Origin of the sequence: Streptomyces sp. NPDC090127 (assembly GCF_044746945.1) — a bacterium.
Taxonomy (GTDB): Bacteria; Actinomycetota; Actinomycetes; order Streptomycetales; family Streptomycetaceae; genus Streptomyces.
Window position 1 is genome coordinate 781968 of record NZ_JBIVDE010000002.1, and the last position, 13662, is coordinate 795629.

A 13662-nucleotide genomic window follows, 5' to 3' on the forward strand; every position below is an offset into this window, starting at 1 on the left:
GAGAGGTCCGCACTCATGAAGATCCTGGTCGTCGGCGCCGGAGCCACCGGAGGCTATGTCGGCGCCCTGCTGGCCCGTGCCGGGCAGGACGTCACGTTCCTGGTCCGGCCGGGCCGCGCCACCGTGCTGCGCGAGCGCGGTCTGCGTCTCGTCGGCCGGGGCGAGGCGTGGTCCTGCGCGCCGCGCCTGGTCACGGCCGACACGCTGGCCACTCCGTACGACCTGGTCCTGCTCTCGGTGAAGTCCACCGCTCTGGAGCAGGCGATGGCGGACGTCGCCCCCGCCGTCGGTCCGGAGACGGCGATCGTGCCGCTGCTCAACGGTCTCGCCCACGTCGAGGCACTGAACGCCCGCTTCGGCGCGGCGCGGGTCCTCGGCGGCGTCGCCAAGGTGGTCACCACCCTCGACGAGAACGGGGACATCGTCCGCCTGGCGCCGCTCGCCCATCTGACGGTCGGCGAGCAGGACGGGGCCCCCACCGCGCGCGTGGAGAAGATCCGGTCCGTGCTGGCCGATGCGGGCATCGACGTCCTGGTGCCGGAGGACGTGCTGACGTCCATGTGGCACAAGTGGGTCTTCATCACGACCTTCGGCGCGGTGACGAGCCTGATGCGCGGCACGGTCGGCGAGGTCAACGCCGTGCCGGGCGGCGCGCAGCTGGGCCCGGCGGTTTTCGACGAGGCGGCGGCCGTGGCGGCCGCGGCCGGGCATCCCGTACCGGAGCAGGAGCGGGCGGCGACGCTGGGCATCGTGACGGCGACCGGTTCGCCCATGGTGCCCTCGCTCTACCGGGACCTGGTGGGCGGACGGCCGACGGAGGTCGAGCACCTCTTCGGCGATCTGGTGGCACGCGCGCGTGCCCTGGCGGTGCCCACTCCACTCCTCGACCTGGCCACCCTCCACCTCCGCGTCCACCAGGCACGGGTGACGGCCGGCTGATCGTCCGCGCCCGCTGCGGACACGCCGCGGTGCTAACGGGCGAGCCAGCCTCTCAGGAGGCGGCTCACGGCAGGCATGGCCACGTACGTCATCAGGACGTTGAAGACGCCGGCGATGACCGCGCTGCTCAGCACCAGCGGCAGCGCGGTCAGGTGGGGCACCAGGAAGTAGCTGCCGAGGAGCGAGATCGGGTAGATGGCGAGCGTCGCGCTGATCGCCATCTTCCACCGGGGCGGCGCGGGCCGTGTCGAGCCCGGCTTGGCGAACCAGGTCTCCATGCCGGTCAGCTTCCGCCGGGCGATCTCGGTGTGGTGGTGGCCCCGGCAGTCGGCGAACCAGGCCGCTCGTTCCGGCGACTCCTGCCAGATGCGGCAGGCTTCCGCGTCCCGGAACCGGTGGACCAGGAACCAGGGGGCGTCGCCTCCGGACGAGCGGAAGAGCCCGTAGCCGAGGTGGCCGGGGAACGCGGCCGCGCTCTCGAGGATGCCTCGCGCCCACCGTTCGAAGGCGGCTTCGTGGCCGGGCTCCACCCGGCGGGCTATCAGCAGGGTCACCTCGCCGGTGTCGGCGGGGACGGTGGTGTGCTCAAGACTCACCGCGGTCACTCGTACTCCTCGTGATCACACCGCGCCCGCCCCCACTGTACGCGGTCCCGCCACCCGTTCGGGTGACACGGCGCCGGTGGTGACGGGGCGCCCGGCAGCAACGAGGTGGTCGCCTTCCACCGTACGGCCGGGAAACTGCGCGCCCTGCCCGTCGACGATCCCTCCCCGGCGGCGCCGGGGCCACTCCCGGTTTCACCCCGGCTCCTGCGGCGCTCAACATGCTCACCCGTACCAGCGGGCCCGAACTCGCCGCCCAGGGCGTGCACATGTGCAGCGTCGACACCGGATGGAATCACTTCCTCAAGGACTAAGGGAGGCGGATCGGTGACGAAGCCCGGGGCGTCAATCTCCTCCGAGGCGAGGGCGATACCCGAACCGGCCTCCCCGCCCGGCGCGCGCGTCGCGGGTGCCGCCGGTCTCGTGGGTGAAGAGGCCTGAGAGTTCGACGCGGGAGCGGACGCCGAGCCGTACGAAGACGTTCCGTAGGTGATGGTCCACCGTGCGGGGGCTCAGCGACAGGCGGTCGGCGATCTCGCGGTTCGTCGCCCCCGCCGCCACCAGGCGCGCGATGCGCTGCTGTTGCGGCGTCAGCTCCGCCACGGCCCCGGCGTCGCCCGAGGCCCCGGCGCCGCTTTCGGCCCCCGCGGCGCCCGACAGGTCCGACCGGCCCGACCGGCCCGCCCAGCCCGGGCGGCTCGCGGCGCCGCCGGTCGCGCGGAGCTCCGCCCGGGCCTGATCGGCCCAGATCCCTGCCGCCGCCCGCTCGAAGGTGACGAGTGCGTCGCTGAGGGGCCCCCGGGCCTCCACCGGGCGCCGACGGCGGCGCAGCCATTTGCCGTACGCGAGGAGGGTCCGCGCACGTTCGAAGTCGTTGCCGGTCTCCTCGTGGTGCCGTACGGCCTCTCCGTACCAGCGTGCCGAATCATCCGATCCCGCCAACAGGGCACGGCAGCGCGCCAGTTGGGCGGGCGCCTGGGGGTCGAGCCCGAGGCCGGCCCAGACGGCGAACTCCTCCGTCGCCGCCCTGGCGTCGGCCGCTCGGCCCGCCGCGCAGGCGGCCTCGACGAAGCAGGGCACGGCCAGCATCCGGAGCGCGAAATGGCCGCTGCGCGGCCCCGGACCGACGAGCGGGGCGAGGCGAGCGGCGGCCTGGGCGGCGAGCCCGCTGCCCAGTTCGGCCCGGGCCAGGGACCACTCGGCGAGAGTCGTCGCCTGGACGAGTCCGTGCGGCCGGGCGGTCACGAGCGCTCGGCCGGCATGCTCGGCGACGGCGCGAGCGTCCCCCGCGACCGAGGCCGCCAGCGCGAGGACGGCGTGCTGGTGGGCCGCCACGTTGCGCTGGCCCATGGACTCCGCCGTGCGCAGCCCCTCCCTGGCATGGGCGGCGGCGCGGTCGTGCCGCCCGGCCCTCAGTTCGGCGTACGACAGATGTTCGAGCACCTTCGGAAGCAGGGCGGTACGGCCCTCGGCCCGCACCTTGGCCAGTGCGCGGGCGTGTACGCGTACGGCGGCCTGGGCGTCTCCGAGCACCAGGGCCGCGGCTCCCGCGCGCAGGAGATGGCGCGGTTCGTCGGCCGCGCCGTCGCGGGCCACGACACGGGCGAGCGGGCCGCGGGCCTCGTGCAGCCGAAGGGCCAGCGCCGCGCACATCCCGTCGCGGAAGTCCCTTTCGGCCGCGTCGGCTTCGTCAGCGGGGCCGGGGCCGGCTTCACCGGCCGGGTCGGCCGGGTCGGTCGTGTCGGCAGCGTCGGCCGGGTCGGCCACGTCCGTCACCGCCGTCACCGCCGTCGCCGCCGCCACGGCGGCAAGGTCGACCCCGCCTGCCGTACCGCCGAGCGCGGCCGCGCAGGCGTCGGGGTCCCCGGCGGCCCAGGCCGCCTCCATGGCGAGGAAGCGTGCGTCGGCCGCCTCCTCGGGAGCCCCGTCCCGCAGCAACGAGGCGGCCAGGAGCAGTACGTGATGGGCGTCGCCGACCGGGCCGTCGGCCAGCCCGGCGAGCCCACGCGCGAACTCCGCCCGCCCGCGCACCACGCGGGACAGCGCCCGGACCTCCTCGGTGGCCCGGAGCCGGTGAGCGCGGTGACCGGCCCCGCGGGCCAACGCGGCATCGGTGGGCGCGGCGGCCGTACGCGGCGGGGCGACCGAGGCGACCTCGGCGGGAGGGACGAAGAGGGCGCGCAGTTCCTCGCGCCGGGCCGGCTGTACGGCGCCCAGGACGGCGCGGCGCAGCAGCGGGTCGGCGAACCGCAGCCCCTCGCGGGTCTCCCGGACCAGCCCGTCGGCAATCAACCGGTGGAGCGCTTCCGTCGACGCCCGCACGGCGCGCGCGGCGGCCAGGACGGCTCGGGGGTCGACCGGGCGCACGTCATCGTGGCCGACCGCGGCCGGGCGCACCTCGTCGGACCGCGCCGCGACCGGGCGCCCATCGTCGCAACCCACCGCGGCCCGCCCCACCTCGTCGGACCGCGCCGCGACCGGGCGCCCATCGTCGCAACCCACCGCGGCCCGCCCCACCTCGTCGTGACCCACCGCGGCCGGGCGCGCATCGTCACACCCCACCGCGGCCCGCCCCACCTCGTCGTGACCCACCGCGACCGGGCGCACGTCGTCGTGACCCACCACGGCCAGGCGCACATCCTCGGGCTCCGCCTCCCGCCGGCTCGCCTCACCCGCGATCGCCGTGAGCGTCAACACCCGTCCGCAGGCGGCGGGGAGGGAGTCCAGCAGGCCCCGGTACACCTCGGTGAGCACCTCGTCGGCGGTGACGGAGGCCGGCAGGTCGCTCCCGGTACTCGCCCGCGCCGTGGAGAGCCGCGCGGTCATGGCGGCCAGGACCCCGGGGTGCCCCCGAGCCGCGTCGAGCAGCCGGGTGCGTGCCGAGGCGGCCAGGGGCTGGGGGCACAGGTCGTCGAGCAGGGCGCTCGCGCTCTCGCGGCTCAATCGCGCCAGGCGCAACAGCCGCGCTCCGGGCACCTCGGGAGGCCGGTGGTGGCCCGCCGACGAGACGACCCACGCCCACGGGGCCGGGCCCGCGCGCCACACCGCGTCGAGGGCGGCCCGCGAGTGGGCGTCCCAGAGATGGTGGTCGTCCAGGCAGAGCAGCAGGGGCTCGCCCGCGCGCAGGCCGGTCAGCGCTCCTGCCAGGCCTTCGGGGCCTCGTGCCACCCGCAGGGCGCGGCGCGCGGCCGAGGGCGTCGATGCGAGGGCGGACAGCAGGGCCCGCACCCCGCTCCAGGGGACCCGGTTGCCGGTCGGCGCGGCCACGCGGTGGGCGCGCGACGCGCTGTCCCGTACCGCCCGGTCGAGCAGTGCCGTACGGCCCATCCCGGGGCCCCCGGCAACCAGCAGGACCCCGCCCGTACCGTCGGCGGCTCGCGCCGAAAGCGCCGCCACCGCGGCGAGTTCGGACGTACGGTCGTACAGCCGCTGCGCGGCTGCGGACGTCGTCGCTCCCCTCACGCCGTCACGGTACTGGCCGGTAAGGTCCCTGGAAAGGGCCTCGTGTTGGGCCTGCGCCCACACCTGCGGGCCGCGCGCTGTGCACGCGGACAACCGTCGCCCCGCCCGCCGTTCCGGCCCAGGGCGGGGCGACGGCCCTCCGTCAGGAGCCGAGCGGGCAGGTGCCCCGGTACTCCTCGATCGTCAGGCTCGGCCTGGGCAGCGGGCACAGGAACTGGTCGTAGCGGGTGTCGTTGTCGATGAACCGCTTGAGCCAGGAGATGCTGTACTTCGCGATCGTCGTGTCGGAGGTGTTCGGCGTGAAGTGGGTCGCGCCGTTGAGCTCCAGATACGCCTTGTCCAGGGACGCCGGCAGACTCGTGTAGAACGGCTCCGAGTGCGTGGCGACCGGCGCGACGGTGTCTCCGTCCGCCCCCACGACCAGCGTCGGTGTGCTGATCTCGGGCCAGGACTTGTCCGTGTTCCAGCCGGTGAGCGGGATCGCCGCCTTCAGCGAGGGCCTGGTCTTGGCGGCCTCCAGGGTGCCGCCACCGCCCATCGAGTGGCCCATGACACCGAGGCGGGAGGCGTCGACGCGGGTACGGACCGAGCTGCGCTGCGTCAAGTGGTCCAGCGCCGCGAGGAGTTGACGGCCCCGGCTGTCCGGCTGGTCCAGGGTGGTGAGGGTGTCGATGGTGAAGACGACGAAGCCCTGCGAGGCCAGACGCGGGCCCAGCCAGGCGATGGAGGACTCGTACGCGGTGAAGCCGGGCGAGATCACCACCGCGCCGAAGGTGCCGTCGCTGGTCGACGTCGGGTAGTAGATGGTGCCGCCGCCGAAGCCGGTGGCGGAGAGGGAGGAGACACTGGTCTGGGAGACGGCGTACGAACCGCGCGCGGCCTCGATGGAGGCCACGCTGGGGGCCGGTCCGCGCTGGTAGGGATTGTCCGCGGCGCCCGCGGTGGGGGCGGGCCCGGCCAGGAAGGCCAGGGAAGCCAGGGCTGCCGCTGCGGCGAGGTGTCGTTTCACGACGGAGTCGTCCTCTCGTGTCGTGTTGCGTCAGGGTGTCGATGCGCGACGTCGGCCGGGGGGTCGGCCGCCGCCTCGGTATCGACCGGCCCGGCAACTGTCCGGCCGGCGACGGATCGAGGCATCGGCGAAACGACCGGCCTCCGGATCCGGGCCCGATCGGGTGGCGCCCACGGCGGGCGACGATGTTCCGCCACCGGCGGCTGGTCCAGGGTCGGCCGCAAGGCGGGGCCGTGGCGCAGAGGCAGACGCACCGGTCTCCAGAACCGGGACACGCCGGTTCGACGCCAGCCGCCCCGCCTACCGCTCCCGGATCGTCCCGTTCTCCCCGCGGCTCGAAGACTCGTCGGTGCCGCGCACAGTGGCCCATCCCGGGGGAACCACCCACAATTCACCGACGCTTCGTACACGCTCCGGTCCGAGCCGGTCACGGTTCGCGGTGCGATCATCTAGTGTTCCCACGACCACACCGGTGGCCCGCGAGATCCGCACTCCGCCACCGTGGATGAGGGACAGGGGGCGATGCGCACGTGGCCGAGAACGAGATGGCCGTGTTCGGAGTGTCGGCTCTGGAGGAAGAGCTGTACCGCCACTTCCTCCGCAATCCGGGCACCCCCGCGGACGACGTCCATCTGTTGCTGCACACCGACCCTGGGGAGACCCGTGCCTGCCTCGCGCGGCTGCGGGCCCTCGGGCTGCTGCACCCGGAGCGGGCCGACGGCCGGGTCTCCCCGGCCGAGCCCGAGGCGGCGCTCGCCCGGCTGACCGATCACCGACTCACCGAACTGCACCGGGAGTTGCAGCGCGTCACCCGATCCCGGCACGTCATCGACGGGTTACGCGCGGAGACTTCGGCCCGTACGGAGACCTCCGTCGGCATCGAGCAGCTGGACGGCCTCGCGAACATCCGCAACCGGATCGACGATCTCGCCTTCTTCGCCCGCGACGAGATCCTGGCCGTCGAGACGTCCCCCCGGCTCTCCCCCGAGAACATCGCCCGCTCCCGGCCGCTGGACCTCCGGTGTCTGCGGCGCGGGGTACGGATCCGCAACGTCGTCGTACGCGCCGCGCTGGAGGACCGGCCGACGGCCGACTACCTCCGCGAACTGGCCGCCCACGGCGCCGAGATACGGGTCACCGGCGACACCGCCGAGCGGATGATCGTGTACGACCGCAGCACCGCGCTCGTGCCGCTCGATCCCCGCAACACCGCTCGCGGCGCGCTGCTCGCCCACCAGAGCGGCCTGGTCACCAACATCATCGCGCTCTTCGAGAAGATCTGGGAGGGCGCCGACGACCTCACCTCCGCCGCGCGTCCCGACGGCTCCGGACCGGGCGGCCAGGAGCTGACCGAGCGGGAGAGACAGGTGCTGGCGTTCATGTGCACCGGCGCCAAGGACGAGGCGGGAGCACGCGAGTTGGAGGTCTCGGTCCGCACCTATCGGCGCTACGTGGCCGAACTGCTCCAGACCCTGGGCGCCAACAGCCGTGCCCAGGCCGCGCTGCTCGCGCGCGAGCGCGGCTGGATCTGAACGCGCCCGCTCCCGGCCTCCCGGCCGGGAGGAGCGGGGTCCTCGCGGCCCTCCGGCCCAGAGCCGGGGTCCCCGCGACCCTCCGGGCCGGAGCGGGACCCCCGGGACTCCGGCCCGGGGTGGACCGTCAATCCTCCCGGCCCGCGCGGACCCTCAAACCCCCCGGCCCGCGCGGACCATCACCCTCCCCGGCCCCGAGCGAACCCTCAACCCTCCCGACCCCGAGCGGACCCCTCAGGCCGCAGCCCCTCCCCCCGCCACCGACCAGCCGTGCAGGGCCGCGTCCGCCAGGACGGCGGCCACCGTGCCGTGCACGGCCGTGCGGACGACGTCCTCGTCCAGGGCGATCCGCAGCCTGATGCGGTCGGCCGACACCTCCGGGGCGCAGGACCAGTGCCCCGGCAGCAGGCAGAGGAGGCGGATCACCGTCGTCGGGCCGGCCGGGGCGGTGCCGTCGTGGCGTACGGCCACGACGTCGACGTACCGGATCGCGTGGTCGGTCACGATCATGTCTCCTCTCCAGCCGTGAGGACGTGCAGGGCGGCGGCGGTCAGGGCCGTGATGCCGGTCGGCAGGGCGGTCCGTACGTCGGGGGCGAACTCCGGCGCGTGGTTCGGCGGCACCGGCTCGCCCGACTCCCGCGCACGGCGCCAGAGGCCCGCCCCGACGGTGCCGAGCAGCCAGTACGCGAGGGGGACGCCGTCCGTGCCGAAGGCCGCGTAGTCCTCGGTGGCGGTGAGCGGGGGCGTGCGGGTCACCCGGCGCGCGCCGAGCGCCGCCTCGTGGACCCGGCGCAGGGCTACGGTCGCCGTCGCGTCCGGCACGAGGACGGGCGAGCGGGCGGTGACGGTGAACTCCGGCTCGCTCGGGCAGCCGGAGGCAGCGCATTCGGCGCGGACGATCCGCTCGACCGCCGCGTCGACCCGGTCGAGCGTCTCGGCCCGGAACGCCCGTGTGGAGATGGCCAGTTCGGCGCGGTCGGGAATGACGTTGGCCCGGTCCCCGGCCCGCAGGGAGCCGACGGTGAGGACGACCGGCTCGGCGGGCGCGGTCTCGCGGGCGACGACCGACTGGAGCCGTACGACGGTGGCGGCGGCCGCGAGCACGGGGTCGACGGACAGGTGCGGGGCGCCGCCGTGGCCGCCGCGTCCGTGGACGACGACCTCCAGAGCGGTGCTCGCGGGCATCAGCGGCCCCGGCCCGTCCGCGTGCGCGACCGTCCCGGCGGGCAGCGGGGCCGCGTGCTGGGCGAGGACGAGCTCCGGGGTGCCGAACCGCTCGTACAGCCCGTCGGCGACCATCGCCCGCGCGCCCTGGAGGGTCTCCTCCGCGGGCTGGCCGACGACCAGGACGGTGCCCCGCCAGGCGGAGCGGGAGCGGGCGAGGCGGGCGAGTGCCCCGGCGGCGGCGGCCAGGTGCAGGTCGTGGCCGCAGGCGTGCATCACCCCGGGGACGGTGCTGGCGTACCGCAGGCCGGTGCGTTCGGTGACCGGCAGGGCGTCGAGTTCGGCGCGGAGCATCACGGTCGGCCCGGGGCCGTTGCGCAGCACACCGACGACGCCGTGACCCCGGCCCACGCCGCGGGTGACGGTGCAGCCGTGCAGCTCGAGCCAGGCGGCGAAGCGGTCGGCGGTGCGTGCCTCGTGGCCGGAGAGCTCGGGGTGGGTGTGCAGGTCGAGGTAGAGCTCGAGGGCGGGCCGAAGCTCCTCCGCGGGCACCTCGGTGACGGGGCTGGTGTCCATGTCTGTCTCCTGCCGGGGATGCGGTCGGCCGGGCGTCCTGCTCTTCGCGAGGGTGCGGTACGGGCCGGTCAGCGTGGCCTGCGGGGCGCTGTCACCGGGTGACAGCGAACTGACAGCGCCACGACGGCCGATCTGACAGCGGGCCCGGCTGGAATGAGGCATCGCAAGGGAGTGCCGCCGGAGCAGCCGGTGGACCCCGGTGACGCGAAGGAGAACACCATGGCGCCCAAGACGGAGCTCGCGACCCTCGCCGACGAGATCCTGGAGCTGGAGTCGGAGACCTTCGAGATCTCGGACTACTCGGACGCGGTCGAGGTCGTCCTCGCCGGGTGCACCTCGTCCTCCTCGACCTCCACCTGCTCCAGCACCACCAGCACCACCTCCTGCAGCGCCTGATCCCACGGATCCCGCGCTCGGCAGCCCCCACCCGGCGGAGAATCCCGCGCGGGCGGGGGCTGTCGCGCGTGCGGCAGCCGTACGGAGGCAGGTCACGGGAACGGGTGCGGCACGGCCTTGATCTCGTCCTCGCGCAGATCGGTGGCGCGTCTGCCGGATGCCCGCAGGGCGGTGCGCAGCCGGGGCATGAGCAGGGCCCGCTGGCGGGTCCAACCGAAGTCGAGGGGCAGCAGGCCGGGCACGATAGCCGCGACGGTGTGCAGGCCCATCCGGCGCTGCTCGGGCGTCGTCTGGTCGACGGCGATGACGTCGTGTCCGGCGCGGACCAGGTCGTCGCGGAGCAGCCGCAGGTCGTCCATCAGGTCCCCGGTGCGCGGGCGCAGCGACTCCCAGTCGCGGAACACGTCGCCGAGCGGGAGCACGCCGGCCGGCTCCAGGTACTCGCGGGCGTGGATGGTCATCGAGGGCAGGCCGTAGAGCTGGGCGTGGTCCTTGAGGTGCCGGACCTGGGTGAAGTCCCGTGCCATTTCCTCCAGTTCGTCGACCCGTTCGGCGACCTGGTAGGGCAGGTGCGGGATGTAGGTGAGGACCTCGGAGAGCGCGGAGTCCACGGTGCCCTCGGGGTCGAAGCCGGCCGCGGCGGCGAAGGAGAGCGCCCCGGGGCCGCCGTCGCGGCGGACGGCGAGCGCGGTGACGACGGGGACGGCGAGGTCCATGCGGGTGTCGTAGGCGTGGACGTCGTAGCCGTGCAGGGCGGCCCGGTCGATCATCGAACGGATCGCGGGGGCGCGGCAGGTGGCGAGGTCGATCCGGGTCAGCCGGGCGCGTCCGTACCAGGCGAGCAGGAAGGCGTCCCGCTCGATCAGCTCCAACAGGCCGTAGAGGATGGCCTCTTCGAGGCTTCCGCCGGTGGCGCAGCCGTTGGAGCACTCGAAGACGAAGTTGTCGGCGTCGACGCCGGCGCTGTAGTGCGCCAGGCGGGCCGGGACGAGGACCGGCGCGTCGGAGCGCAGCGAGTGACCCCACACCCAGGGGATGGCCCGGTCGGGGGCGAACGGGCTGACGAGATGGTCGCGTTCGTACGTCTCGGGTGCGTAGAGGCCGCACGCGGCGGGGTCGAGGACGGGTGTGCCGGCCGCGACCAGGCCGTGGTACGAGGCGGTGACGGGCGCCGTGCCGCGTCGCCGGTGGGTGCCGGCGTAGCGCTCCAGGCCCTCCAGATGGGCCAGCGTACGGCTGGTGCCGTAGCTGTTGGCCTGGCCGCTCCAGGTGACGTCGTTGAGGCCCGCGTAGCCCCGCACGAAGTGGGTGCCGGCCACCGGGGCGGTGGTGGTGGAGACCGGGTTGATCCAGACGTCGGAGCCGAGGGCGCCGCAGACCGGGTTGGCCAGCGCGGTGGTGGGCAGCGGGTACGAGCCCAGGGAGCGCAGCCGGTAGCCGGACGGGTCCGGCTTGGGGGCCGGGCCGAGGGTCATCCGGGCCGACTCGGCGGTGTCGGGGCGCTCGCGCACGCAGGACGGGCAGAGCGGCTCGGGCAGCAGCGGGAAGGTCGCGGTGGCGAGCGACGCGAGGTCGACCCGGGTGACCTGGGGCAGCTCCCCGTCGGGCCCGGACGCCGTTGCGGGCGTCGGGCGGAGGCCGGGGAGCGTCGCCCGGTACGCGGCCCAGACGGCGTCCAGGGCGTAGTCGGTGAAGACCGGCCAGGCGGCGGCGCCGTGGGGCGTGTGGCCGAGCTCCAGCGCCTCCCGCTCGGAGCGGCTGCGCAGCCGCTGCCAGCGCATGGCGAGGCACTGCCCGCAGGCCCGGGCTCCGGCCCGGCCGCCCCACGGGCCGAGCAGCACGGCCCGCGCGGTGAGGTGGACGGTCGCGGCGGGGCGCAGGGCGGCATACGGGTCGGGGCGGCCGAAGCCCAGCGTGTCGGCGGCGCCGAGGGGGACCACGAGCGGGTCCGGGAGACCGGCCCCGGGGGGCGCCGGAGCCGTGACGGCCGAGGCGGCTCGGTGGCGGTCGGACAGTTCGCGCTGGAGCAGCGCCCGGGCCTCCTCCAGCGGCGCGCCCTCGGGCGCGCCGCCGGTGGGGGTCGGCCGGGTGGGGGTCGGCCGGGTGGGCGTGCCCGGCGTGGACGGTGTGCTCGGCGTGGACGGTGTGCTCGGCGCCTGGGTCGTCATGACTTGTCGCTCCAGCGGAAGGTCTTCAACGCGAGGGCGCCGAGCACGACGGCGACGCCGGTGAGGACGGCGCACGCCACGGCGATGTCGCCGCCCGAGCCGTTGCCGGTGAGGGCGGCGGAGACGCCGTCGTTGAGGTAGAAGAGCGGCAGCGCGTGGGCGAGGCTCTGCATCCACTGCGGCATCGCGTCCAGCGGGAAGAAGGAGCCGGAGAGGAACGCCATCGGGATCATCAGGCAGTTGGCGACCGCCGCGACCGCCTCGGGGGTCTTGGCGAACGAGCCGACGATGACGCCGAGCGCGAGGAAGGCGGTGATGCCGAGCACGAGGACCGGCAGCACGAGGGGCCAGGAGCCGGCCGGCCGCAGCCCGAACCACGGCAGCAGCGCCACCCCGACGAACAGCGCGGTCTGCACGATGCCGATGACGACGGCGAGCCAGTAGCGGGAGGCGAGCACGGCGGGCAGCCGGACGGGCGTCATCCGGATGAGCCGCAGGATGTCGTCGCGGCGCCACTGCATGAGGACGAAGCCCACGCCGAAGACGGCCGCGTTGGCGACGCCCCAGGAGAGCACGCCGGGGGCGATGTAGTTGATGTACGGCTGGCCGCTCTGCTCGACCTCCTTGCCGTGGAAGATCAGCCCGAAGACGACCAGGAAGAGCAGCGGGAAGGCGAAGGTGAAGAAGAGGGTGGTCTTGTCGCGGGTGTAGGCCCGGTAGCCCGCTCGGGTCAGTGCGGCGTATGCGCTCATGCGGTGTGTCTCCGTGTCCGTTCTCTGAGCTCTGTCCCCGCCCGGTGGGCAGGGCGGGGCGGTGCGGGGCTACGACCGGGGCGCGTCGCCGGTCAGTTGGAGGTAGACGTCCTCCAGGCTGGCGGTACGGGTCCGGATCCCCTGTAGTCCGGCGATCTCGCCGACCGCCGCCAGGACGGGTCCCGCGTCCAGGGTCTCCAGGACGACGGCGTCCGGCTCCTCGGTGACGCCGATGACGCCGGGGATGGCCCGCGCGGCCTCCGGGGAGAGCCGCCCCGCGGGAATGACCAGGCGGGTGGTGGGGCTGCCGGCGGAGACGAGCCGGGCCGGGGTGTCGAGCGCGCGCACCCGTCCGTCCACGATGATCGCGACCCGGTCGCAGAGCGCCTCGGCCTCGTCGAGGTGGTGGGTGGTGTAGACGATGGTGCGGCCCGCGCCCTTGAGGTCGCGCAGGACCTGCCAGAGCGCGCGGCGGGCCTGCGGGTCGAGGGCGGCCGTCGGCTCGTCCAGGAAGATCAGCTCCGGTTCGTGCGCCAGGGCCGAGGCGATGGCGAGCCGCTGCCGCTGGCCGCCGGACAGGTCCTCGACACGGACGGCGCCGTGCTCGGTCAGGCCGACGGAGTCCAGAGCCCGGTCGACGGCGCCCCGGCCGGCGCCGTAGAGCGCGGCGACCGTCTCCAGGTGCTCGCGGGCGGTCAGCCGGACGAAGAAGGCGGAGGTCTGGGTCTGCACGCCGATCCGGGGCAGCAGGCCGACGTTGCGCGGCCAGGGGTTCTCGCCGAAGACGGCGACCGTGCCGGAGTCGGCGTGCCGCTGGCCCTCCACGATCTCGATCAGGGTGGTCTTCCCGGCGCCGTTGGGGCCGAGCAGCCCGAAGAACTCGCCGCGCGCCACGGTCAGCGAGATGCCGTCGACGGCCTGCTTGGGGCCGTACCGCTTGTGGACGGAGTCGAGCACGATCGCCGCGTCCTGGCGCGCCGCGCCCCGGCCCGGCTCGGTCGTCTCGCGGGTCGCCGCGCTCTCCTGCGCGGGAGACGGGGTGGTGGGGGGCATGGTGCGC

At 74.8% G+C, this 13662-nt stretch carries 11 protein-coding genes; 3 read left to right on the plus strand and 8 right to left on the minus strand.

Annotation, left to right across the window (positions count from 1 at the left end; translation table 11 throughout):
* The first annotated feature begins 15 nt into the window (after positions 1–15).
* A complete protein-coding gene (locus ACIPPS_RS09115) occupies positions 16–939 on the plus strand; it encodes a ketopantoate reductase family protein (protein ID WP_401428699.1) in 924 nt (307 codons plus the stop codon).
* Positions 940–971: 32 nt separating this feature from the next.
* Here ACIPPS_RS09115 and ACIPPS_RS09120 read toward each other — a convergent pair whose 3' ends face one another.
* From ACIPPS_RS09120 to ACIPPS_RS09130, 3 genes are all read right to left on the minus strand, one after another.
* Positions 972–1544, minus strand: a complete 573-nt coding sequence (locus tag ACIPPS_RS09120) for an antibiotic biosynthesis monooxygenase (RefSeq protein ID WP_401428701.1) — start codon at positions 1542–1544, stop codon at positions 972–974.
* A 342-nt stretch (positions 1545–1886) separates the two neighbouring features.
* On the minus strand, positions 1887–5003 hold the full coding sequence (locus ACIPPS_RS09125; RefSeq protein ID WP_401428703.1) for a LuxR C-terminal-related transcriptional regulator: 3117 nt from the start codon (positions 5001–5003) through the stop codon (positions 1887–1889).
* Between the two features lie 142 nt (positions 5004–5145).
* Positions 5146–6012: an alpha/beta hydrolase family protein gene (locus ACIPPS_RS09130; protein WP_401428705.1), complete on the minus strand. Its 867-nt coding sequence runs from the start codon at positions 6010–6012 to the stop codon at positions 5146–5148.
* Positions 6013–6542: 530 nt separating this feature from the next.
* Here ACIPPS_RS09130 and ACIPPS_RS09135 point away from each other — a divergent pair.
* A complete protein-coding gene (locus ACIPPS_RS09135) occupies positions 6543–7544 on the plus strand; it encodes a LuxR C-terminal-related transcriptional regulator (protein WP_401428707.1) in 1002 nt (333 codons plus the stop codon).
* A 234-nt stretch (positions 7545–7778) separates the two neighbouring features.
* On the opposite strand, the gene ACIPPS_RS09140 is transcribed toward ACIPPS_RS09135, so the two are convergent.
* Complete coding sequence (locus ACIPPS_RS09140; RefSeq protein ID WP_401428709.1) at positions 7779–8054, minus strand: hypothetical protein; 276 nt, start codon at positions 8052–8054, stop codon at positions 7779–7781.
* Positions 8051–9286 carry an amidohydrolase gene (locus ACIPPS_RS09145; protein ID WP_401428712.1) on the minus strand — a complete coding sequence of 412 codons (1236 nt, stop codon included), beginning with the start codon at positions 9284–9286 and terminating at the stop codon, positions 8051–8053. Before ACIPPS_RS09145 ends, ACIPPS_RS09140 begins: the two co-directional genes overlap by 4 nt.
* Before the next feature lie 219 nt (positions 9287–9505).
* Between ACIPPS_RS09145 and ACIPPS_RS09150 the strand changes: the two genes are divergently transcribed.
* On the plus strand, positions 9506–9682 hold the full coding sequence (locus tag ACIPPS_RS09150) for a thiazolylpeptide-type bacteriocin (protein ID WP_015609023.1): 177 nt from the start codon (positions 9506–9508) through the stop codon (positions 9680–9682).
* 92 nt (positions 9683–9774) lie between these two features.
* On the opposite strand, the gene ACIPPS_RS09155 is transcribed toward ACIPPS_RS09150, so the two are convergent.
* The 3 genes from ACIPPS_RS09155 to ACIPPS_RS09165 form a co-directional block, all read right to left on the minus strand.
* Positions 9775–11850 carry a TOMM precursor leader peptide-binding protein gene (locus ACIPPS_RS09155; RefSeq protein ID WP_401428714.1) on the minus strand — a complete coding sequence of 692 codons (2076 nt, stop codon included), beginning with the start codon at positions 11848–11850 and terminating at the stop codon, positions 9775–9777.
* Positions 11847–12602 carry an ABC transporter permease gene (locus tag ACIPPS_RS09160; RefSeq protein ID WP_401428717.1) on the minus strand — a complete coding sequence of 252 codons (756 nt, stop codon included), beginning with the start codon at positions 12600–12602 and terminating at the stop codon, positions 11847–11849. The genes ACIPPS_RS09155 and ACIPPS_RS09160 overlap by 4 nt, the downstream gene beginning before the upstream one ends.
* A gap of 69 nt (positions 12603–12671) precedes the next feature.
* Positions 12672–13655: an ABC transporter ATP-binding protein gene (locus tag ACIPPS_RS09165; RefSeq protein ID WP_401428718.1), complete on the minus strand. Its 984-nt coding sequence runs from the start codon at positions 13653–13655 to the stop codon at positions 12672–12674.
* Positions 13656–13662: the final 7 nt, after the last annotated feature.

Excerpts from the sequence above, each read along its gene's own strand:
- ACIPPS_RS09150 (WP_015609023.1), top strand. The coding sequence starts at position 9,506 with ATGGCGCCCAAGACGGAGCTCGCGACCCTCGCCGACGAGATCCTGGAG.
- ACIPPS_RS09155 (WP_401428714.1), bottom strand. The coding sequence starts at position 11,850 with ATGACGACCCAGGCGCCGAGCACACCGTCCACGCCGAGCACACCGTCC.
- ACIPPS_RS09115 (WP_401428699.1), top strand. The coding sequence starts at position 16 with ATGAAGATCCTGGTCGTCGGCGCCGGAGCCACCGGAGGCTATGTCGGC.
- ACIPPS_RS09140 (WP_401428709.1), bottom strand. The coding sequence starts at position 8,054 with ATGATCGTGACCGACCACGCGATCCGGTACGTCGACGTCGTGGCCGTA.
- ACIPPS_RS09145 (WP_401428712.1), bottom strand. The coding sequence starts at position 9,286 with ATGGACACCAGCCCCGTCACCGAGGTGCCCGCGGAGGAGCTTCGGCCC.
- ACIPPS_RS09160 (WP_401428717.1), bottom strand. The coding sequence starts at position 12,602 with ATGAGCGCATACGCCGCACTGACCCGAGCGGGCTACCGGGCCTACACC.
- ACIPPS_RS09165 (WP_401428718.1), bottom strand. The coding sequence starts at position 13,655 with ATGCCCCCCACCACCCCGTCTCCCGCGCAGGAGAGCGCGGCGACCCGC.